Genomic DNA, 22,133 nt, shown 5'->3' on the forward strand with positions numbered 1-22,133 from the left:
CAGCGAAATCATAGAAGTCCGAACCGATAGAGTGCGCTGACGGCGCGTGGGCGAAAGATTGCACCGTACCGCCCGGTCACAGCCTCACCCCAACTCTGCTTGTAGTCTTGCCCGGAGCCGAGATCGAACTGGCGATGCCCAGCGCTTGCCGCCCATTTGATCGATGCCTCCATGATGCGGACACCGACCCAAAAACGGTCATACTCGGGGTCGCGGACGATGCATTGGCCGAGCGCGACGCCGTCCTTGCACATCAGGACGACGCCGGCCGAGCGCCGATTGCCGTCGAGCAGGTGCAGGGTGCGGAATTGGATCGGACTGTCGGCGCTTTGCTGTTTTACGAAGGCGCGCCAAAACCGCAGGCGGTCCTCGGTGGCGACGGTCTCCCCGGCGTCGGCGCCTTCCCACGTGCGTTCCCACTGGGCGCAGGACCATTCCAGGTCGCCCACGTCGTCGATGCGAAGCCGCATGAACTCATCGCAACGTTTGCAGGCCTTGCGTACATTCTTGCGGTGGTTGCGGCTCCAGCGCGCCTCATAGTCGCCCCGCAGGTCGACGCGGTAGTTGTCCGAGGACCAGTGGCATCGCGGATTGAGATCCACGACGCTCTTGTCGAGCCCCGCCTCGACCCGCACCTCGACGCCCAATGCGTGCAGCGCTCGGCCAAGGGCAGCTGGAGAGGAAGCCGGCGCGATCACGCCTGGAAGCGCCTGATAGGTGACGGGCTCCCAGTATCGGCGGCGGCGGCGCAGAGAGATGAGCGCGGTTGGTCGACCGTTCTCCGTCGCCAGGGCGTGGCGCTTTCGGACGCTCGTGGGTTGGGTGAGCTCACGATAGAGGTCGCGCGCGCAGCCGGGAATGGCCGGCAGGGCGTCCAGGGCCTGGTCGAGGGTTGGGTTCCAGGCATCGAACCAGGCGATGTGGACGCCCCGCGTCGTCAAGCGGGTGACGATGCGGGCAGCAGAGATCACGGCGGGCGCGGCGACGTGGCCCAGCGCACGCTCGAAACCCGAGCCGGCTGGGTTCGGACCGGCGGAATCTATGGCGTCAAAGTGACTCATCACCAACTCCCCTGCCTTCCTTGCTTGTTGGCCATCCAGGCGATCGTTCGAAGAGGCGGCCGGACCGCTCCTTGACCACAGACCAAACAGATTGCACGCCACCCAGACGGCCCATGGTATTGATTTCGCTGTCCGCACGGCCCGGCGCAGGCACCTGTCCCGGTTCTGTGGTTTCACCCAGGAAACGCCGGATGGAGGCGAGGGGGGCGTGCAGGCGCGCGGGCGCCAAGGCCTGGGCCCTGCCCAGCAGATAGGCCAGTTCGCCGGCGAAGGGATGGCGGGTCCAGCCCATGGCCAGGAACCAGAACACGCCGCCAAGCCCGCCGCCCAGGAGTGCCAGCAAAACCGATATGTTCATGTCGAGGCCGTTCAGCCCGATGACGACAAGCGGGCCCAGCGCTGTGGCCATGGTGACGGCGGCGCTGGGCCCCAGCGCGCGCAGGTATTCGCCGACGCTCAGTTTCAGCCGGCGCATCAGGAACCAGAGGCCAACGCCCACCTGGATCGGTGTGGTGACAAAGATCGAGAGCGCCAGGACGAAGGGGCCATGCTGGGCCGCCAGGATCATGATCAGGCTGGTGATCGGCAGGGAGATGACCCAGGCCTTGGCCGTGTCGCGGATCCCGCCCGCGGCTACCAGGGCCGGGAACATCAGGGGGACGGGGAAGTAGAGCATGGTGGCCGCCGCCATCACCTGCACCAGCGGGATGGTTGTGTCCCATTGCGACCCCAGCATGGTGTACACCAGGGGATAGGCGAAGAGGATGACCATCGCCAGGCCCGGCCAGTGGAATGCGGTCAGGCTGGCGGCGGCCTTGAGATAGGGGTCCTTGAGAGGACGACCCGTGCGCGCATGGGCGGCGAACCCCGGCAGGGCCACGGCCGAGATGGCCGATATGACCAGGCGGCTGGGCATCTCCGTGACCTGTTGGCCTCTGCTGTAGAGGCCGACGTCGGTGCTGCCGCTGGCCCGGCCCAGCATGAAGGTCGGAATGACCGCGCTGAGGGCGGTCAGGAGGCCGGTCGCCGTGTTGAAGCCGCCAAACGCCAGAATCTCGCGCCATTTGGTGAACTCGATCCGGAAGATAGACAAGTCGGGGCGCATGAGGATGGCGAAGATGAAAGTGGAGAGCGGATAGCTCAGCGAGCCCCAGGCAAAACTCATATAGCCCACCCCCATCATCACCAGGCTGATAGTGGTGATGTTGCCGACCAGGGCTGAGCCCAGGTTGATGGTCGCGATGCTCCAGAATTTCAGGTCGCGGCGCAGCAGAGCCACGATCGGTGAACCGATGCTGGAGAACAGATAGCCGAATGCCACGATGCGGACAAAGTTCTCCAGGCGCGGTTCATGGGCGAAGTCGGCGTAGAGGCCTGCCGTCGCGACCAAAGCGGTCGTCAGCACGATGGCGACCGCCAGCATCAAGGTGAAAGAGGTGCGTATTTCCTGCTTCGAGAGATTTTCGGCGCTGACGATGTAGTTGGTGACACCGAAGTCCCGCAGACCCTCGGCTAGCGCGATGAGGCTGGCGCCAAGAAAGGCAGCGCCGATTTCGTTGGGTGTCAAAAGCCGCGACGAAACGTAAAGTGTCGCGAAATTGAGGATGAGGGTGGCGTACTTCTCGAAATAGACCGCGACCACCGCGCGCCGAACGCTCGCCATTTCTATCGCTCACCTTCGATAAGACTGGCCTCGATACCGGACCGCCACCACATCTCGCCCTGAATCCCAGAACTGGGGTCTTGGGCTGTGGATTTTGAATCGGGTGGCTTCGATCAGGGCCGAGGCGACCTTCCGTTGATCTTCGTCGGTCATCTGGGGATAGAGCGGGAGGACGATGGCATGATCCTGGGCCGCCTCCGACTCCGGCAGGGACATGCGCAGGGGGTGGGAAGCGTAGACGTCCTCGCGGTGGGCGCACATGATACCGCGCCGGGTGGAGATACCGGCATCCAGCATGGCCTGCATGACGGTGCGCTGGTCGGCGGAATCCGGCAGACGGACGCAGAAGCTCTGCCAGTTGGTGCGCGCGTAGGGCGGTTCGCGGACCAAGCCTAGCCATTGCGCCTCGCCGAGCAATTCGGCGTAGCGGGCGGCCAGCGCACGGCGGCGGGCCACGATGCCGGGCAGGCGCTTGAGCTGCTCGCGGCCGACGGCGGCCTGGATGTCGGTCATCCGATAGTTGTAGCCGAGAACCGGGTGGGTCTCGAAGATCACCTGGGCCGAGCCGTGGCGGACCGTGTCGGGCACGCTCATGCCGTGCTGGCGCAGCAGCTTGAACTTGGCGGACCAGTCGGCGTGCCTGGTGGTCAACATACCGCCGTCGCCGGTGCTCATGATCTTGCGCGGATGGAAGGAGAAGCACGCCACGTCGCCGTGCACCTTGCCGACCTTTTCCCACCGGCCGTCCCATAGGATCTCGCTGCCGCTGGCGCAGGCCGCGTCCTCGATCACGGGCAGGCCCTTGGTCTTGGCGATGTCGACCACCGCGGCCATGTCGCAGGGCAGGCCCATCTGGTGGACGACCAGGATCGCGCTGGTCTTGGCCGAAAGCGCCTGCTCGATCAGGGTCGGGTCGATGTTGTAGGTGGCCGGATCGATGTCGACGAAAATCGGGATCGCGCCGCAATAAGCCACCGAATTGGCCGTGGCGATATAGGAGTGGCTGACCGTGACCACTTCGTCGCCGGGCTTCACCCCGGCTGCCAGCAGGGCCAGGTGCAGGGCCGTGGTGCAGTTCGAGACGGCCGCGGCGTGCGGCGCTCCCGTGAAGGTGGCGAACTCCGTCTCGAAGGCCGCGACCTCGGGGCCTTGTGTGACCCAGCCGGACAGGATGACGCGGCGTGCCGCGTCGGCCTCGGCCTCATCCATCGTGGGCTTGATGATCGGAATCATGTCAGGGTCCTCAGCTGAACGGAAGTTCTACCTCGGCGCCAGAAGTTGCGATTGTCGTATCATGATAAGACCTGTCGCTCACCTTGGCCGAATGTGGGTGGCCGGCGATACGGATACCGCTTTCGGTCAGCGGACAGGTCACCCAAGCGTGATGCTTCTCGGTTTCGAACCCGTGAGGCGAGATCCGGTAGATGACATGTGCCTTCAGTGCCTTTCTGCTTGGCTCCTCGCTTTGATCGCGCTTGAGGAGAACTCAAGCAGTCCATTCGTTTAGTCGTTTGACGGACTCCCTGCCCAAGATCAGGTTTTCCCTGCCGCTTGAGGGGCGGACAGGGAGCATGGCCATCGCATTGCGATCGTGAGCAAGTGCCGCGCGCGTCTCGAACGCGCCGGCGCAAGGCGAGGTCGCGTCGAAAATGGGAGAACGGAATGTTGCAGGCGAAATTATGGGTGGCGGCAATCATCGCCGCGTTGTCTTTTTCATATGCTGGGGGCGCACGGGCCGAATCCGACCCGGCATTGATTGAGGCGGCCAAGGCGGAAGGTACCGTTACCTGGGCGAGTGGTCTTATCGTCAATCAGGCCGTCCGGCCTGTCGCCACCGCCTTCGAGAAGAAATACGGCATCCATGTCGAGATCGCCACGGCCGACAACCTCCTGTTGCGCATGACCAACGAGGCAAGCGCGGGTAAGCCGACGATCGATATTTTCGACAATGCCGGCGATACCATCTCGGCCATGCGCGCGGCCGATCTGATCGTTCCCTATGCCTCTCCGGAAACAGCCAGATATCGCCCCGAGCACAAGGACGCCGAGAACTACTGGGCCTCATGCTGTGTGTTCTTCTACACGGTGGCGATCAACACCGACATGGTGAAGCCCGAGGACGAACCAAAGAGCTATGAGGACCTGCTCGATCCGAAATGGAAGGACAAGATGGTCTGGCAAAACAACGAGAACTTTGCCGGTCCTCCGAGCTTCATCGGTGCAAGGCTGATCTCGATGGGGGAAGAGGCCGGCATGACCTATCTCGAAAAACTGGCGAAGCAGAACATAGCCCGCGTTCCCGGCAACGCCCGCAAGGCTCTCGACCAGGTCATTCTCGGCCAATACCCGTTGGCGATAACGGCGCTCAACCATCACGTCGTCATCAGTGCCGACCAGGGTGCTCCGATCAAGTGGCTGAAGATCGGACCTGTGGCCAGCACTGCTGAGACGGTCGGCCTGGTGAAGGGGGCGGCACACCCGAATGCGGCTAAACTGCTCTTCGACTACCTGCTGTCGACTGAAGGGCAGAATGTGCTGCGGGAGGCCAATTACCTGCCGGCCGATCCGAACGTGCCGGCGAAGGTGCCGGAACTGAAACCCGAACAAGGCGGCTTCACGGCGGTCCCGATCCTGCCTTCGATGAACCAGGACTCGCTGCCGAAATGGCTGGAAATCTACAAGCGGCTGTTCGTCGCCGGCTAGTTCCTCCTGAAATCGCAACGGAGTCGCGGAAGTGGCTCCGTGACCAGACTTGGCGAGGAACGGCAGATGCGGGCATACGGATGAGGCGCGACGATGAGCGATGACATCATGACGGCGCGGCCGCTCGGCAAGCCCCCGGCAGGGAATTTGCCCGACATCCTCAAACCGCTTCGGGCGAAACCGATCTCCGTTGTAAGCAGCGTGATGATCGCGGTCATGACGGTGCTGATGCTGCCGCCTCTGCTCATCCTGCTGCGCAACAGCCTGACGGTGGCCAATCCCGACGGCTCGCGCGGCGCTTTCACCTTCGAGAACTATTCCCGTATCTTGTCGCAACCGGATCTTTACGTCAGCACCTGGAACACAGTTCAGTTCGCCGGGCTGTCGACAGTCATGGTGCTGATCATCGGCGCCTTCCTGGCCTGGCTTGTCGAGCGGACCAACGCGCCATTCAAGGGGCTCGCCTACCTTGCCACCATCATATCGCTGGGCACGCCGTTCATCCTCTACACCGCCGCCTGGCTTTACGTGCTCGGAAGGGCAGGGCCGGTCAATGACCTCTATCGGACCCTGACCGGCCGAGCCGATCTGCTGTTCGACGTCCATACGATCTGGGGCATGGCGTTGATCGAGACCTTCGTCTGGATGCCGCTGGTTTTCCTGATGTTCTCCGCCGCGTTTCGCGCCGCGAACGCGGAAATGGAGGAAGCCGCCCGGATGAGCGGCGCATCGGTGTTCGACATGTTCTGGCGGGTTTCGATACCTTTGGTGTGGCCGGCGATGGCAGCTGTAGCGATGTTTGTGTTTATCAACACGCTCCAAGCTTTCGACGTGCCGATCCTCGTCGGGGTTCCGAGCAACATCAATGTTCTGAGCAGCGACATCTATTTCGCCATACGCGAGGTGCCGCCGAGGCTCGACCAGGCCAGTGCCTTTTCCATCCTGCTGATCCTCGCAATATCGTGCCTGATGGTCTGGTACGGCCGCCTGTCGCGCAATGCCGACCGCTTTGCCAGCGTGACCGGCAAGGGCTACCGGCCGCGCCCGATCGATCTCGGTCGCCTGCGCTGGCTGGCCGGTGCGTTCATCGTGATCGATTTTTTCGTCGTTCTGCTGGTGCCGATCGCGGCGCTGGTCTGGATCGCCGCCACGCCGTTCATGGCGCCGATGCGCTGGTCCAACCTGAAGCTGCTGACGATGAAGAACTTCAATGCAGTGTTCGAGGAGACTTCCTATCTCGAATATGCGAGCAACACGATCACCATCGCAGCCGTCGCTGCCTCGGTAGCTGTCTTCCTGACGATCATCATCGGATGGCTGACGGCGCGCCGCGCGCCCGGCAGCACCATACTCGACCAGCTCAGCACCGTGCCGATGCTGTTTCCCGGCATCGTGATGGGCGCAGCGGTCATGCAGATCGGGCTGCAGGTGCCGTTCGCGATCTACGGCACGATCTGGCTGCTGGCCTTTGCGTTTGTCATCCGGGCGGTGCCGTTCAGCCTGCGCTATACCTATACCGGCGTGCTGCAGATCCATCGCGAGCTCGAGGAGGCGGCAGCCATCTCGGGAGCCTCACCGCTCCAGCTCATTCGCCGCATCGTCGTGCCGCTGCTATCGCCAGCCATCGTCTCGGCCTGGCTTTTCGTCTTTCTCAGCGTCGGCAAGGAGCTGGCCATTTCCGTTCTGCTGTCAGGGCCACGTTCGCAGACGATTGCAGTTGCAATGTTCGACAAGGCCACAAACGGCCAAGAAGGAGAACTGGCGGCTTTCGGGTTGGTCTGGGCTGGTCTGATGACCTTCATTGCCGGAGTTGCTTACGTCTTCATACGACGCAATTCGGGGGCGGCATTCGGCAGATGAGATCCGTTTGGGTGGTGGCGGAAATGATCTCGTCGTCGCCGGAGAAGGGCATCTTAGTTTTTCGTCTCTGCGGTCATCGGACACTCGGCCGCCTTCTGATCCGCGTGATCCTCGAACACTTTCTCCTTGATCGCGGTCGCATAGGAGCCGTCCGGCGACTGCTCTGCCCGCACAAGGTAGTAGTCCTGGATGGGAAAGTGGTTTGTGTTGTAACGGAAACCACCCCGCGTCGAGGCGAAGTTCGCAGCCTGCAGAGCTTGCCGAAGCCTGTCTTTGTCGGCGAGCCCGACCGTTGCCACCGCCGAATCGATCAGCAGCGCGGCATCATAGGCCTGGGCAGCGAAAGCAGACGGGGTGTGACCGTATCTGGCTTTAAACTGGCGAACAAATTCGAGGTTGGCCTTGACGTCGAGGTCGGGGGCCCATTGCGAGGCGCTATAGAGCCCGGCGGCAGCTTGTTGCGTGGCCGGCAGCGTGGTCTCGTCGACAGTCCAGACTGAGAGGAATGGAAGGTTTTCAGCCATTCCCGATTGCTTGAACTGGCGTACCAGGGTGACGCCCATGCTGCCCGGCATGAAGACCAGCAACGCATCGGGATTCAAAGTGCGTATGCGCGACAGCTCGGACGCAAAATCGAGCTGGCCGACCGTGACGAACATTTCCTCCAGAACCTCGCCGCGATAGTGCCGTCGGAAGCCTTCGACCGCGTCGCGGCCAGCTTGATAGTTGGGCACCATCATGACGATCCGCTTATGGCCTGCGTCTTGCGCATGCTTGCCCATGGTCTCCGGGATCTGGTTGTTTTCGGAGGACGTGGAGAAGAAGAAGGGGCTGCATTTGCTGCCGGCATAGACCGAAGTACCGGCGTTGACACCGATCATGAAGGTCTCGCTTTCTGCGATCTGGTGGAAGACTGCCTGCAGGATGTTGGACGCAATCATTCCGACCACGAAATGCACCTTGTCGCTCTCGATGAATTTTTGCGCATGGCCAACCGCCAGTTCCGGCTTCAGGGAATCGTCCTCGACAATCACTTCTGCCTGCAGCCCGCCCAGTTTGCCGCCGCGCTGCTCGACGGCCAGGAGGAAGCCGTCCCGCGCGTCCTGGCTGATCGATCCCATTGGTCCGGTCAGCGAGGCCATGAAGCCGATCTTCAAGGTTTCCGAGAAGGCTGGTTCCGCGAGTGCCAACGCCATCGCGACGCCAGCAAGCAGTGTCTTGATCATCATATCCTCCCGTGATCGTGTGTGTTGCCTCCCGTCCGAGTAGTTCGCGGCCATCGCTGCCGGTGGCGTTCATGGCCAGGCGGAAAAATGCCAAAGGGGAGTGGACAGCGCAGGCTCGATTCTTGCTGTTGTGGACCTTCAGCCAAAGCGCAGTGTGGCTTTCCGGAATTGCTCCAGCACTCAGTCCTGCCGGCGTCGTTCGCAGTGGCACTACGGCCGGTTTGCAGCAGTCTTACCCTGTCTTGCCAGGTAGACGATCTGGGCCGTCAGGCCAATCACGAGAATGGCCAGCAGCCCACCCTGGGCGCCGAGAAGCAGCGGCGATTTCAGGTCGGTCACCAGGGGGTGGCCGTCCGGAACGCGGCGCAAGATCTCGGTAACGGTCGGCACCATCAAAAGAAACGCGCTCAGGCTCAGACAGACAGTTTCGACATATCTGGCTATGCGCGTCGGACCCAGGATGCGTTCGATCCCGTAACCTGCAAGCACGAGCAGGATGGTCAAGGCGCCGATGATGTAGCTGACCGGCTGATGCGCCACGAGGAAGGCCGTTGCGGCGCCGATAAGCATGCAGACGAAATAGACGGCGCCTGGCGCGGATTTGGGAACGATCCGGCCGTGGCAGGCAAACATGTAAAACGCCACGGGAATGGCTGGCAGGCTGCCGAGCGTATGGACCCAGCCGAGCGGGGAAATTCCGAACATGAGAGATTGCCTTTCTTGTCAAAGGGGGAGCAGGCAGACAGCCGATGGCATATCCGCGAGATTGGTTCAGCTATCTACTAGTTGGTAGGTATCTTGGTCATGCGTATACGCTCTTGGCGAAGTCTCCAATTTTCAGGCAGCGATGCGATCCAGCAAAGGACGGGTTATTGCGCCGAAGGTCCTGGCATCGCCGTAGGCGCGCGCCGAAAGCATCGCGCCATGCACGGTCGCCATGAACATTTCAGCTTCCGCCCTTGCAGTCCCGGTCAGAGTGAGGCGGCCTTGTGCGGCGCCGCGCTCCAGGACGGAGGCAAGCCAGTCCGAGAGTCCTCGGAAATGTGCGCGCACCTCAAGGACGACCGCTTCGGGGAGAACCGGAATCTCACTGGCGAGCAAGGCGCAGACGCAGAAGGGGTGGGTCGCGTCAGCGATGCAGCCCTCCCAATAGCCGACATAAGCGCGAAGCTGTTCAAACGGATCGGAGACATTTCGTTCCAGTTCGGCGATCCCGGCAGCAGCTTCCTCGCGGTACTGTGCGACGAGTTTACGGACCAGGTCCGATTTGCTGGGGAAATGGTGGTGAATGCTCGCATTGCGGATGCCGACCACGTTGGAGATATCGGCATAGCTGAAACTGTTGTAGCCGCCCTTGATGATCAGGGAGCGGGCGCAGCGAAGAATCTCGTCGGCCTTGGATTGAGGGTGTTCCATAGGGTTACCTACCAACTAGTAGGAAGGGTGTCAATTATCGATGCGTTGCGCGCACGTAGAGTTGAATGGCGCTCGCTGTATTTTCGAAGGAATGCGGTTGGCGGCAGGGGGACGCCATCGTGTCGGGGCTGTCGATCCGGTTGTATTTCCGTACCCGCCATGCACGAATAAGCCAGGACAGGTGCTGGTATCGACCGATGTCCGATCCCAGCGCTTGGCAATGTTGTCTTTCAGCGGAGCGAAGTTGCCATGACCCAAGCCCCCGACGCCAACAGGACATTCAAGGTGGAGAACGACACCACCGCGGAATACTGGCACCACCGTGCAGAAAACACCCTGCCGCCACCCGACATGATGGGTGCCTACATGCGCAACCGGCCGGTGCCCGGAAACCAGGTCAAGGGCCGCAAGGCGTGGATCATCGGCAGCGGGATCGCCGGCCTCGCAGCCGCATTCTACATGATCCGCGACGGCGGCATGGCGGGGAAGGACATCACCATCCTCGACGCGATGCAGATCGAAGGCGGATCGCTCGATGGCGCCGGCAATCCCGAGGAAGGGTACATCATCCGCGGCGGTCGCGAGATGAACTGGAACTACGACAATCTGTGGGACATGTTCCAGGACGTCCAGGCTCTCGAGCTGCCGCAGGGATACAGCGTGCTCGATGAGTACCGCCTCGTCAACGACAACGATCCCAACTATTCGAAGTCCCGACTGATGCACAAAAGAGGTCAGATACGTGACTTCTCGACCCTCGGCCTTTCGCGTTCGCAGCAATGGGAACTGATCCGATTGCTGCTGAAGCGCAAGGAAGATTTGGACGACGTCACCATCGAGCAATATTTCAGCCCGGGCTTCCTCGAGACCAACTTCTGGTACCTCTGGCGCTCCATGTTCGCCTTCGAGAACTGGCAGAGCCTGCTGGAGATGAAGCTCTACATGCATCGGTTCCTGGATGCGATCGACGGGTTGACGGACCTCTCCGCGCTCGTCTTCCCGAAATACAACCAGTACGACAGTTTCGTGCGCCCGCTGGTGGACCATCTCAAGGAACGCGGGGTGGTCGTGCAGTTCGACACGCGCGCCTTTGACCTCGACATTGCGGTCAAGGGCGAAAGTCGTACCGTCACTGCGATCCGCGCCAAGGTGAAGGGCAAGGACACCTCGATTCCGGTCGGGCCGAACGACGTTGTATTCGCCTTGACGGGATCGATGACCGAAGGCACCGCCTATGGCGACATGGACACTGTGCCGGTGCTGGAGCGCGGCAAGCACGAACCGGGCGAAACGAGCGACTGGGCACTGTGGAAGAACCTGGCCAAGAAATCGCCGATCTTCGGCAGGCCCGAGAAATTCTACGGCAATGTCGACGGCTCGATGTGGGAATCGGTCACGCTCACCTGCAAGCCGTCGCCTCTTGTCGAAAAGCTGAAGGAACTCTCGGTCAACGATCCGTATTCGGGCAGGACGGTGACTGGCGGCATCATCACCTTCACCGATTCCAACTGGGTGATGAGCTTCACCTGCAACCGGCAGCCGCATTTCCCGGATCAGCCGGGCGATGTGCTGGTTCTGTGGGTCTACGCGTTGCTGATGGACAAGGATGGCAACTATGTGAAGAAGCCGATGCCTGCCTGCACGGGCAAGGAGATCATCGCTGAGCTCTGCTATCACCTGGGGATCGAGGACCAGGTCGACGCTGTCGTCGCCAATACCAAGGCGCGCCTTGCCCTGATGCCCTACATCACGGCCATGTTCATGCCACGCGCCGCCGGAGACCGGCCGCACGTGGTGCCGGCGGGATGCACCAACCTGGCGCTGATGGGCCAGTTCGTCGAGACCGCAAACGACATCATCTTCACGATGGACAGTTCGATCCGCACGGCGCGCGTCGGCGTGTACACGCTTCTGGGCCTGCGCAAGCAGGTCCCGGACATCAGCCCTGTGCAGTACGATATCCGCACGCTCCTCAAGGCGGCGCGGGCGCTCAACAATGACGAACCCTTTCCGGGCGAGCGACTGCTCCATCGGTTGCTGGACAAGACCTATTTCGCGCACATCCTGCCGCCGCTCCCGGATCAGGAATCCGCGTGGCGTGAGAAGGCAGAAGGAGAACTGGCGGAATTGCTTGGCGCGGGAGGCCAAGCGTTCGGCCGGATCGCCGGTTGGCTGGAAACGATGCGGGAGAACCTGGCCTCGCGCAGGAAACGTCCATAGTTCACGTCGCGTGTCGCAGCTTTGGCGTGTTCATGTTCCGCGAAGGTCTCGGGTCGCGGCGATCAGCTCCGTCGCGAAATCTCTTCGGAAAGAAGTCCTGCGCTTCGGGGAATTTCACCGAATGAGTTCATGCGAGCAATTTCGTAGGCACGCCGAGCTCCGGGCCAGCCTCGGCAAGCCGCAGGTCGAGCGTGTGTACAGTGGCGCCATGCTCCGATGCGATTGCAAGGTGCAGTGCATCGCCGGCGCGAAGCTCGAGCAGATGCTGATCGACGAACCGCGCTGCCGTGCGGAACTGGCTACCCGTCACCGTCAGAACGGTGAAGCTATCGGTGACCAGTTTGTTGAACATGGCGAGTGCAGCCGCGCGCTGTTCGAGGTTGATCTGTCCGGTCCGCAGTTTGATCGCCAGGGCGGAGGACATCTCGGTGATGGTCCAATCGCTGATGAGAAGCTGTTCCGGATCCTGCTCAGCCAGCCAAGCCTGTATGATCGGCGTCATCGCTTCGTTGGAGAGTGCGGCCACGATCAGCGACGTGTCGAGATAGAGCATCAGTAGCGATCGCCATCGCGCATCGATCGGAGCAGGTCGGCAGCGGCCTGGGGTTGCGCCGGCATGCTTGCGGTCAATGCTTCAAGCAGAGCTGCGTCGATCCGTCGGCGTGGCTTGGTGACAGCGGTGAGCCGCGCAACAGGCTTGCCCCGTCGGGTGATGTCCACCGAATCGCCCGCTTCAACCCTGTCGACCAACTCGCTTAAATGGGTTTTGGCATCTGCCAGATTGACCGCAGCCATCTCGCACTCCTGACCATGTAGATGGTCATATAGCGCGTCAGGCCTTTGATTTCCAGCGTATCGAGGACATCCCCGATGTCGTTCATGTCGACTGTCGAGAGACACTCGCATTTCAGCCTTCTGCGGTCATGCCCCTGGTGAAGGTCTCAGCGATCGCCAGAACAGCGGCATGGATCGGTCCTGCGGTCAGGCTGGGCATGACCGAAGCGTCGACGACGAAAAGATTGTCGAGCGCCTTGAGCCGCAGGTCTGCATCGACGGGGGCGTCGGCGTCCCGGCCCATCCTGCAGGTGCCGCAGGGGTGATGGTGGGTGATGACCGCCTGCGCGATGAAGTCGTCGATGTCGGCCTTGTCCTTGAAGGACACTGGCAGGAGTTCGCGCTCGCGCCATCCGGCGAGTTCGTCGTGGTGGCCGATTTCTCTTGCCGCCGCGAGAGCCTGGCGGAACAAGTCACGATCCCGCCCGGTCTGCAGATAGGCCGGGTCGATGATCAGCCGGTCGCCGAGCTCCGGCCCGCTGATGCGCAGGCTGCCGCGGCTGGTCGGATGGGTGATGCCGAACAGCAGCGAATAGGCCGTGCCGGCGGCCGGCGCCTGGAGACATTCGGACACGATCGGCGCGATGCCGCAACCAACGACGATTTCGGGCTGCCCGATCGCGGTGAAGTCGCCGGCCCGCATGTAGGCCATTGATTCCGAATGCTGAAGGCGTGACGGCGCAACGGGTTTGCGGGCCGCGTAAAGGTTCCCGGCGCCCAGCAGGTGATCCTGGAGGTTGCGGCCGATTTCAGGCAGATCGACCAAGCAACCAACGCCCGCGGCAGCGAGAACATCGTGCGGACCGATGCCCGATCGCATCAGCAAAGCCGGGCTTTCCAGCGCGCCGGCGCACAGCACCACCTGATCCGAAAAGACTTGCTCAGGGGTGCCTTGCGGCCCAACGACTTCAAGGCTGCGTACTCGATTGCCGCCGTCCAGCGCGAGCCGCCGCGCCCGGGTTCCCGTCAGGACGGTCAGATTTGCGCGGCTTCGGACGGCCGGCGTCAGCCAGGCATCGGCCACCGTGACCCGCCGCCCGTCGCGGATGTTCAGCGAGTTCGGGGTGACGCCGATCATCTGTCCGCTGTTGTGGCCTTGGAGGCGCGGCAACCCCAGAGAGGCTCCGGCTTCGATGAAGGCGTGCGCGACAGGGCTCACCTCGTCCTCCGGCAGATGAACGGGCATCGGCCCGCCCTTGCCGTAAAGGCCGTTGCCGCCGAGCGGATGATCCTCGATGGCTTGAAACGCGGGCAGCAGTCCGTCCCAGCCCCATCGGTGATCGCCGGTCGCGTCGACCCACGCCTGGAAGTCCGAAGGATGGCCGCGCATGTAGCCCATCGCGTGCAGGCAACTCGAACCGCCGATCAGCCGCCCGCGCGCCCAGTGATGTACCCGGTCCGCGGTCCCGGCTTGTGGCTCCGTGCGATAGTCCCAATCGTAACTGCGGCCCTGAAGCACCGGCCAGGCGGCGGGGTTCCAGATATCGGGGTCGTTCGCCTCTTCGCCCGCCTCGATCAGCAGGACACGACGGGCCGGCTGCTCGCTCAAACGCGCTGCAAGCAACGCGCCCGCCGAGCCACCGCCGACGATGATGACATCGGCATTCCGTTCGCACTCGATAGTCGCCTTGGTCATCACAACTCCATTGCGCGTGCCGGCTTCGGTAGCCGGCATGTCCGGCGCCGCACAGCAAGGCCCCGGCGCGCTGATCTGCGTTCGGCGGATTCCGAAACGTGATGAAGGATTTCGGGACCTCGGGCGGGTAGCTCTCCCTTCCCGGAATTCAGGCCCCGTTTTCCATGGATATCTTCGCGGCCGCTTTCGCCTTCAAAAGGTGCTTCTTCGAGGCTTTGCGGGCGGCTTTCTCGTCGCCGGCGGCGATGGACTCGTAGATATCCCTCATCTCCGCCAGGCTGCTTTGCGCTCTCCCATCCAATGACATCGACCGTCCGCGAAAGAAGCTGATCCTGGCGACCAGACCACGATGGACCTCCTCCAGGATGGGATTGCCGCAATTCGCCAATATGATCGAATAGAAGTCCGCGGCGGTCATGACTTGCGCCAGGCCGTCATGGCTGGCTGCCGCCTGTTCGAAGGCGAGAAGAGATTTTTCGAGCTCACGCAGCTGTTCCGCGGGAATTCTTAGCGCGCATCGTCCCGCCGCCTCGACTTCCAGCAGCTCTCGAACCTCGTAGATGGCGGTTGCTTCCTCCCACGAAAGTGCCGGTATCGCCGGTCCGCGGTTGGGTACGATCTCGATCAGGCGTTCGGCCTCGAGGCTGCGCAATGCCTCCCTCAGCGAGGGGCGGCTGACGCCGAGCTGCGCGCACAACTGGCTCTCGATCAGACGGCTTCCGGGCTGGAACAGTCCAGACAGGATGGCGAGCCGTAACTTGTCGACCGTCTCCTGCTGAACTGTCCGTGGAGAAATCCGCAAATTCAGATCTGCCGACATTGATTACGTCTCTTGGGCTCAGGGTCATGATCGGACGCATCATATGCGACGTCGCACATATTGGACAGCAGGAATAGTCAGATTGTCAATTATCAAGATTGCAAGAATGTCAGACAATCTGGTTGACGGCTTCTGGCTAATATGATCCTCTTGAGAAAGACAGGCCGCAAGAACAAGGGTCATAAACATGGCGGCGGATATGCTTTCAAATCAGCTGAATTCGCGGCGCATCGATACGGGCCGCATCGCGTTGAATGTACGCGAGATGGGTCACGGCCCGTTGATGCTGTTCTTCCACGGCATCACTTCCAACTCCGCGGTTTTCGAACCGTTGATGGCGCGGCTGTCGGACCGCTTCACGACCATCGCTGTCGACCAGCGTGGACATGGCCTCAGCGACAAGCCGGAAAGCGGCTACGAGGCGACTGACTACGCGGACGATATTGCCAGCCTGATACGCACGCTCGACCAGGGCCCTGCCGTCCTCGTCGGACATTCGCTCGGCGCCAGGAATTCCGTCACGGTCGCCGCGCGAAATCCGGACCTGGTGCGATCGGTCATCGCGATCGACTTCACGCCCTATATCGAGAGCGAGGTGCTGGACGCGCTGGAGGCCAGGGTGAATGGGGGAGATCGGCTTTTCGAGGATGTCAAAGCCGTCGAGGCCTATCTGGCCGCGCGCTATCCCAATATTCCCGCGGACGCCATCAGGATCAGGGCCGAAAGCGGCTATCAGCGGGTCGACGGCGGGCTGCGTCCGTTGGCGTCGCCTTCTGCCATGGCCCAGACCGCCAAGGGGCTGCGGGCAGACCTGACGCAGACCTATCGGGATGTGGCGAAACCCGTCCTCATCGTCCGCGGCGAACAAAGCAAGCTGGTCTCGGCGGCGGCACTGGCAAAGACGAGCCGGCTGCGGCCGGACCTGCCCGTGGTCGTCGTCCCGGACGCCGACCATTACGTCAACGAGGTCTCGCCCGAGATCACGCTGAAAGCCATCACCAATTTCATCGATGCCTGACGACAGCTGAGAGAGCTTTTGCGTACGATCGCGATCATCAAGGGTATGGCTGGTTTCCTGGCTGCTATTGCAGTCTGGGAACTGGTTCGCGCGACGGGAACGATCGATTCAAGATCGTTGCCCGGCATTGGTGCGATCTTGCAGTCGATGATCTCCGGCCTCGCAACTTCGGACGGTCTGATGCCGTCGGTGCTGGCTACCCTGCGAACCTGGTCGATGGGGCTGGTCATTGCCTCCATCCTGGGAACTGTTGTCGGCGTGGCTCTGGCGCTCTCTCCGCTCGTGGAGACCGTTACGAGGCCGATCGTCGAGTTCCTTCGGCCGGTTCCCTCGGTGGCCCTGATCCCGGTCGCGCTCCTTGTCCTGGGCATCGGACTTCCGATGCAATTGTTCATGATCGTCTTTGCGGCGATCTGGCCGGTCATCTTTTCCGCAAAGGCCGGCGTGGAGGGTGTCGACCCCAGACAATTGGAAACTGGACGCGTGTTCGGCCTGTCGCGATTGGCGAGCATTTGGCGCATCGTGCTTCCGGCGGCGCTGCCGAATATCGCGACGGGTATCAGGACGGCGTCGGCGATTGCGCTCGTCCTTACGATCACCGTTGAGATGCTGGTCGGTCGTCCGGGGATCGGCTCCTTCCTTGAAAACGTGCGGTTGAATGGCCTCGTCACGGAAATGTGGAGCGCGATCGTTCTGACTGGAATTGTCGGCTACCTGGTGAACGGCCTCTTCTTGATGCTCGAAAAGCGTCTCATTCCGTGGAGCGCCGAACATCATGTCTAGGTCATGGGGAACCAGCGCGTTGTTATGGCAGCTATGCCTGATAGGCATGCTTCTCGCTGCCTGGCAGGTCTCGGCGACATTGTGGCCGGCCCCTTACCTGCCGAAGCTGCAGACCGTTCTCGCGAGCTTCCTGAATTTCTTTCACGGCAATCTGCTGTTTTCGGCTGTGCTGCCCAGTCTCTACAGATTTGCGATCGGGTTCGGCGTCGCCGTCCTCCTGGGAAGCTTCATAGGCTTGACGCTTGGCTATCTGCGCGGCCTGAATGAGTGGGTTCGCCCCATCCTTGAATATCTGCGCTTCCTGCCAACGGTTGCCATTCTTCCCGCTGCGCTGCTGCTCTTCGGCGCCACCGATGGAATGCGTATCTTTGTCATCGCCTTCGGATCGATATTCCCGGTCATCCTCGCCGCCATGGATGGAGCCCGCCGTGTCGATCAGGTCCTGATTGATGTCGCCAGGGTCAACGGACTGACGATCCCTCAGCGCATCTTCAGGGTAATCCTGCCGGCGGTGCTGCCTGCGATATTTGCCGGCATCCGGATCGCTCTCAGCATTGCGCTCGTGATGATGGTGATTTCGGAATTGATCGCCGCCAACGATGGTCTTGGCCACTTCATTCTGCGCAGCCAGAGGCTGTTCCAGACCGCGAACGTGTACGCAGGCGTATTGTTGCTGGGCGCGATCGGCTTTGTCCTGACCGCGTGCATGCTGGCGATCGAGGGGCGCTTCCTGGCCTGGTACAAGGGATGGCGAGGAGCTGCCGATGCGATCTGATCGAGCATTCCGGTCATCTTCGGAGGGCGTCGCGGTGCCCTCGATCCTCGCCGTCGAAAGTATTTCCAAGAACTATGGATCGGCCCCCGTCCTTGACGGCCTGAAATTCGAACAGAGGCCTGGCGAATTCCTATCCATAGTCGGCCCATCCGGATGCGGAAAATCAACCCTGCTCAGATGCATCGCCTCCTTGATGCAGCCCAACTCGGGTTCGGTCCGACACAAGGGAAATACATTTGCCGAACCGCCCAGTTGGCTCTCGATCGTCTTCCAGGATTACAGCCGCGCACTGTTCCCCTGGCTGACTGTTCGTCAAAACGTGGCTTTCGGCCTGCACCATATCGGTTCACGGGAGAGGGATGAACGCGTCCAGGCTGCAGTCCAGGCGGTTAATCTAACGCACGCGATTGATCTCTATCCGTGGCAGCTTTCGGGCGGGATGCAGCAACGGTGCTCGCTGGCGCGCTCCATTGTCGTGCGCCCGGAACTGCTGCTTCTCGATGAGCCGTTCGCATCCGTCGACGCTCAAACCAGAATCGATCTGCAGGACCTGGTCATCGACCTTTCGCGCCGGATGAACCTTTCAACGCTGCTCGTCACGCACGACGTCGAAGAAGCAGTCTACATGTCCGACCGCATCGTCGTTCTCTCAACCCGTCCAGCGCGAGTGGTCGAGGAGATTACCGTCGACCTTCCATATCCGAGGGATCAACTCGCGACGAAAGAGACGCCGGACTTCTTGCGGCTCAGGCATCAGGTTTACACGCTGATCCGGGCTCAGGCCAAGTCGAACAACAACTGATACAGGGGGCTACGAAGGTGGGATTTGTCAGATCTACTGTCTTTGCGTTGGCAGCCACGATTGGTCTTGCCGCGGCATCTGTCCAATCGCCGGCATTTGCGCAGGAGATGACCAAACTTCGCGTCGGTTACCTGCCCATCGGCGTCTATAGCTATTTTTGGCGCGCCCGCGACGCCGGCTATTTCAAAGAGGAGAACATCGAGATCGAGTTGGTCCCGATGGCGGGCGGCGGTCAGATCATTCCGGCTCTCCAGTCGGGCAGCCTCGAATTTGGCATTTCGGATGCCCTGGGTGTCCTGAACGCGCGTAACGGCGGAATCCCTGTCACTTATGTCTCGTTCAATTTCCAGCAGACGGCCGACGATCCCGTCCACGCAGTGCTCACGATGGATCCGAATATCAAGTCGGGTGCAGATCTGGCTGGCAAGGATGTAGCGACAAATCTGAGCTACAACACCGACTGGACCATGATGCGCGAGTGGCTGCGCCAGCAGAAGGCCGATGTCGACAGCATCACTTTCAAGGAAATCCCGTTTCCAGACATGCTGGCCGCGCTTCGCAGCAAGACGATTGCGGCAGTCGGCGCAACCGAACCGTTCGTCACACTGGGTGAAGCAGAGGGCGCGCGCGTCATCGGCCATTATTTCACCGACGTGAAATCGCCGATTGTTCTGTCCGGCGTCACGGCCATGTTGCCCTATGTCCAGGAGAATCCCGAAATCGTGAAGCGGTTCGTACGAGCCATCAATCGCGCGATCGATGATTTCCAGGATCCGGCGATCGTGCGCGAAACGATTGCGGCCAACACCAAGATACCCGCGTCAGTCGTGTCGAAGATGAATATTGGCGAGTGGAAGAAGGATGCGCCGCCGGAGTCCATTCAGTTCTGGATCGACGCCGCCAAGAAGGAAGGCATCCTCACGGACGCTGTCGACCTCAACGATATCATCTGGAAGCCGTAACGAGCCGTTTGGATGCACCGGACGACCCGTATCTTCATCTCGAACAGAAATAGCGGATAAGGCAATGCCCAATGTAAACAACACTCCAGGCAAGACGCGCCGTGCCGAGGTCGCCGGCGGCGGCTTCGCCGGCCTGACAGCCGCGATCGCTCTGCGGCAGAATGGCTGGGATGTCAGGCTGCACGAAAAGAGCTCCGAGCTCAGGGCTTTCGGCGCAGGCATCTATCTCTGGCACAACGGCCTTCGCGTGCTCGAAGGGCTGGGCGCGCTGGACGAGGTTCTCCAGGGCTCCCACACGCCGCCGACCTACGAAACCTGGATGCACAACAAGTCCGTCTCCAAGGAGACGTTCAACGGGCTGCCTTGGCGCATCATGACCCGGAGCCATCTGCATGACGCGCTGGTCAACCGTGCCCGCGCGGTCGGTGTCGAAATTCGTGCCAATTCAGAGGCGGTCGCCGCCGATCCGGCCGGCCGCCTGACCCTCCAGACCGGTGAGGTCCTCGAAGCCGACCTGATCGTCGGCGCTGACGGCGTCGGTTCCAAGGTCAGGGACTCCATCGGCTTCAAGCAGGATCGCTGGATATCGAAGGACGGCCTCATCCGGTTGATCGTCCCGCGCATGAAGAAGGAACTCGGCCATGGCGAGTGGGACAACACCATCGACATGTGGAACTTCTGGCCGCGCGTCCAGCGCATCCTCTATTCGCCCTGCAACGAGAATGAGCTCTATCTCGGCCTGATGGCTCCAGCCGCCGATCCGCGCGGATCGGCAGTACCGATCGACCTCGAAGTGTGGGTCGAGATGTTCCCCTTCCTGGAGCCGTGCCTGATCGAGGCGGCGAAGCTGAAGACCGCCCGCTACGACAAATACGAGACGACCAAGCTGGACAGCTGGACGAGAGGCAAGGTCGCCCTTGTCGGTGATGCCGCCCATGCGATGTGTCCGGCTCTTGCCCAGGGCGCCGGTTGCGCGATGGTCAATTCCTTCAGCCTGTCGCAGGACATGGAAGCCGGTTCTTCGGTCGAAGATGCGCTCGTCGCATGGGAGAAGCGCATTCGCCCGATCACCGATCGCTGCCAGGCGCTGTCCGGTGAGTACGCGGCCAACCGCTCGCTCTCGAACGGGAACATGTTCACGCCGGCAGCCCTGGAAGCAGCGCGTTACGACCCGCTGCGCCGCGTCTTCTCATGGCCGCAATGATTTCGACCCGGCCCAACAGATCAATTGGTGCGGCAGAAGCTGTGCTCTCCTCGGGAGATTAGAATGGACCATTCATTGGAAGTTGAAAAAAACTACGACGTGCGAGGCTGGTATTCGACTGTCCATGAGATCCGGCATGACGGCGGAGAACCCGGCGACACGCTCATCAAGGTCGCGGTGGGCGTCGTCATTCGCAATCCTTTTGCCGGCAAATTTGTTGCCGACCTGTCCGACATCGTGAATCCCAGCGCGGCCATTGGCCATGCGCTCGGTGAACGGGCGGCGGCGCTGCTCGGCAACCGGCCGGTCAACAGCTATGGCAAGGGCGGCATCGCCGGAACGGCCGGCGAACAGGAACATGTCGTAGCCTGCATCACCACGCTGTTTGGAGATCCACTGCGTGAGCAGGTGGGCGGTGGCAGGGCCTGGATTTCGTCGGTCAGCAAGGTTGCCGCCGCCGGCACGGCCATCGACATCCCGCTCGCTCACAAGGACGAGCTCTACATCCGTTCCCATTACGACGCCGTCACCTTCTCCGTGCCGGATGGCCCGCGTCCGGACGAGCTTCTGATCTGCGTCGCCGTTGCATCTGGTCCGCGCGTGCATCAGCGCGTCGGGGGCAAGACCGTCGCTGATCTCGCGGCCACTGCCTAATTCGATCGAAAAGGACTATTCCATGCCCCTGAACATCAAGGACCTCAAAATCATCTCGGCGGATTTCCAGCCGCTCGGGAGACTGCGCGACGAGCATGCCGGCGACAAAGGCAACGTGTTGCCCAGGCTGACCGTCAGCGGCGTTCCAGCAGGCGCGAAAGAGCTCGCGGTCATCTGCCACGATCCCGATGCGCCCTTGGCCAACGGTTTCACGCATTGGGTCGTCTACGGCATCGATCCGTCGACCACCGATCTTTCGGACGCGCAGCAGAAGTTCCGCGTCGGACCCAACGGCGCCGGTCACATGCAGTATTACGGGCCGCAGCCGCCGGCTGGCCATGGCGAACATCACTACTACTTCTGGGTCTATGCCCTCGACACGAAGGTCGAAGGGACGCCCACCCGGGAGGAGTTCCTGCAGAAATATGCCGGCAACATCATCGAGCAGAACCGGATCGTCGGCATCTACGAAAACAAGTGAACAGCGCGACCCTGG

Annotated in this window: 21 protein-coding genes; 11 read left to right on the plus strand and 10 right to left on the minus strand. The window is 61.6% G+C overall.

Annotation, left to right across the window (positions count from 1 at the left end):
* Window positions 1-8: 8 nt before the first annotated feature.
* From AO692_RS28525 to AO692_RS28535, 3 genes are read right to left on the minus strand one after another with little or no spacing between them, the layout of a single operon-like run.
* The gene (locus AO692_RS28525) at window positions 9-1,061 is read right to left on the minus strand and encodes a GNAT family N-acetyltransferase (protein WP_054313423.1); all 1,053 of its coding nucleotides are present in this window, start codon (window positions 1,059-1,061) and stop codon (window positions 9-11) included.
* Window positions 1,048-2,724 (minus strand): lipopolysaccharide biosynthesis protein, encoded by a 1,677-nt coding sequence (locus AO692_RS28530; RefSeq protein WP_054313424.1) that lies wholly within the window; start codon window positions 2,722-2,724, stop codon window positions 1,048-1,050. The genes AO692_RS28525 and AO692_RS28530 overlap by 14 nt, the downstream gene beginning before the upstream one ends.
* A gap of 9 nt (window positions 2,725-2,733) precedes the next feature.
* Window positions 2,734-3,957: a DegT/DnrJ/EryC1/StrS family aminotransferase gene (locus tag AO692_RS28535; protein WP_082407619.1), complete on the minus strand. Its 1,224-nt coding sequence runs from the start codon at window positions 3,955-3,957 to the stop codon at window positions 2,734-2,736.
* 429 nt (window positions 3,958-4,386) lie between these two features.
* Between AO692_RS28535 and AO692_RS28540 the strand changes: the two genes are divergently transcribed.
* Both AO692_RS28540 and AO692_RS28545 read left to right on the plus strand, forming a co-directional pair.
* Window positions 4,387-5,427 carry an extracellular solute-binding protein gene (locus AO692_RS28540; protein ID WP_054313425.1) on the plus strand — a complete coding sequence of 347 codons (1,041 nt, stop codon included), beginning with the start codon at window positions 4,387-4,389 and terminating at the stop codon, window positions 5,425-5,427.
* A 93-nt stretch (window positions 5,428-5,520) separates the two neighbouring features.
* Complete coding sequence (locus AO692_RS28545) at window positions 5,521-7,287, plus strand: iron ABC transporter permease (protein WP_244483535.1); 1,767 nt, start codon at window positions 5,521-5,523, stop codon at window positions 7,285-7,287.
* A 53-nt stretch (window positions 7,288-7,340) separates the two neighbouring features.
* On the opposite strand, the gene AO692_RS28550 is transcribed toward AO692_RS28545, so the two are convergent.
* The 3 genes from AO692_RS28550 to AO692_RS28560 form a co-directional block, all read right to left on the minus strand.
* Window positions 7,341-8,513, minus strand: coding sequence for an ABC transporter substrate-binding protein (locus AO692_RS28550; protein ID WP_082407620.1), 1,173 nt, complete (start codon window positions 8,511-8,513; stop codon window positions 7,341-7,343).
* A gap of 210 nt (window positions 8,514-8,723) precedes the next feature.
* Window positions 8,724-9,218: a hypothetical protein gene (locus AO692_RS28555; protein ID WP_054313427.1), complete on the minus strand. Its 495-nt coding sequence runs from the start codon at window positions 9,216-9,218 to the stop codon at window positions 8,724-8,726.
* Window positions 9,219-9,350: 132 nt separating this feature from the next.
* Window positions 9,351-9,929, minus strand: a complete 579-nt coding sequence (locus AO692_RS28560) for a TetR/AcrR family transcriptional regulator (protein ID WP_054313428.1) — start codon at window positions 9,927-9,929, stop codon at window positions 9,351-9,353.
* 249 nt (window positions 9,930-10,178) lie between these two features.
* Here AO692_RS28560 and AO692_RS28565 point away from each other — a divergent pair, with 249 nt between their 5' ends.
* Window positions 10,179-12,149, plus strand: coding sequence for an oleate hydratase (locus tag AO692_RS28565; RefSeq protein WP_054313429.1), 1,971 nt, complete (start codon window positions 10,179-10,181; stop codon window positions 12,147-12,149).
* A gap of 127 nt (window positions 12,150-12,276) precedes the next feature.
* On the opposite strand, the gene AO692_RS28570 is transcribed toward AO692_RS28565, so the two are convergent.
* The 4 genes from AO692_RS28570 to AO692_RS28585 form a co-directional block, all read right to left on the minus strand.
* Window positions 12,277-12,702, minus strand: coding sequence for a type II toxin-antitoxin system VapC family toxin (locus AO692_RS28570; protein ID WP_054313430.1), 426 nt, complete (start codon window positions 12,700-12,702; stop codon window positions 12,277-12,279).
* Window positions 12,702-12,944 carry a type II toxin-antitoxin system prevent-host-death family antitoxin gene (locus tag AO692_RS28575; protein ID WP_054313431.1) on the minus strand — a complete coding sequence of 81 codons (243 nt, stop codon included), beginning with the start codon at window positions 12,942-12,944 and terminating at the stop codon, window positions 12,702-12,704. Before AO692_RS28575 ends, AO692_RS28570 begins: the two co-directional genes overlap by 1 nt.
* Before the next feature lie 112 nt (window positions 12,945-13,056).
* Entirely contained in the window at window positions 13,057-14,619 is a 1,563-nt protein-coding gene (locus AO692_RS28580) for a GMC family oxidoreductase (RefSeq protein WP_054313582.1), read from the minus strand.
* Between the two features lie 148 nt (window positions 14,620-14,767).
* A complete protein-coding gene (locus AO692_RS28585; protein WP_054313432.1) occupies window positions 14,768-15,439 on the minus strand; it encodes a GntR family transcriptional regulator in 672 nt (223 codons plus the stop codon).
* Window positions 15,440-15,620: 181 nt separating this feature from the next.
* On the opposite strand from AO692_RS28585, the gene AO692_RS28590 reads away from it, so the two are divergent.
* From AO692_RS28590 to AO692_RS28625, 8 genes are all read left to right on the plus strand, one after another.
* Window positions 15,621-16,457 carry an alpha/beta hydrolase gene (locus AO692_RS28590; RefSeq protein ID WP_054313433.1) on the plus strand — a complete coding sequence of 279 codons (837 nt, stop codon included), beginning with the start codon at window positions 15,621-15,623 and terminating at the stop codon, window positions 16,455-16,457.
* 18 nt (window positions 16,458-16,475) lie between these two features.
* Entirely contained in the window at window positions 16,476-17,240 is a 765-nt protein-coding gene (locus AO692_RS28595) for an ABC transporter permease (RefSeq protein ID WP_054313434.1), read from the plus strand.
* Window positions 17,233-18,015, plus strand: a complete 783-nt coding sequence (locus AO692_RS28600) for an ABC transporter permease (protein ID WP_082407621.1) — start codon at window positions 17,233-17,235, stop codon at window positions 18,013-18,015. The genes AO692_RS28595 and AO692_RS28600 overlap by 8 nt, the downstream gene beginning before the upstream one ends.
* A gap of 34 nt (window positions 18,016-18,049) precedes the next feature.
* Entirely contained in the window at window positions 18,050-18,817 is a 768-nt protein-coding gene (locus AO692_RS28605; RefSeq protein WP_244483536.1) for an ABC transporter ATP-binding protein, read from the plus strand.
* Window positions 18,818-18,924: 107 nt separating this feature from the next.
* Complete coding sequence (locus AO692_RS28610; RefSeq protein WP_152980008.1) at window positions 18,925-19,779, plus strand: ABC transporter substrate-binding protein; 855 nt, start codon at window positions 18,925-18,927, stop codon at window positions 19,777-19,779.
* 64 nt (window positions 19,780-19,843) lie between these two features.
* Complete coding sequence (locus AO692_RS28615; protein ID WP_054313438.1) at window positions 19,844-20,983, plus strand: NAD(P)/FAD-dependent oxidoreductase; 1,140 nt, start codon at window positions 19,844-19,846, stop codon at window positions 20,981-20,983.
* Between the two features lie 63 nt (window positions 20,984-21,046).
* Window positions 21,047-21,637 (plus strand): amino acid synthesis family protein, encoded by a 591-nt coding sequence (locus tag AO692_RS28620; protein WP_054313439.1) that lies wholly within the window; start codon window positions 21,047-21,049, stop codon window positions 21,635-21,637.
* Between the two features lie 22 nt (window positions 21,638-21,659).
* Window positions 21,660-22,118, plus strand: coding sequence for a YbhB/YbcL family Raf kinase inhibitor-like protein (locus AO692_RS28625; RefSeq protein WP_054313440.1), 459 nt, complete (start codon window positions 21,660-21,662; stop codon window positions 22,116-22,118).
* Window positions 22,119-22,133 lie beyond the last annotated feature (15 nt).

Origin of the sequence: Mesorhizobium sp. 1M-11, from assembly GCF_001303895.1 — a bacterium.
Taxonomy (GTDB): Bacteria; Pseudomonadota; Alphaproteobacteria; order Rhizobiales; family Rhizobiaceae; genus Mesorhizobium.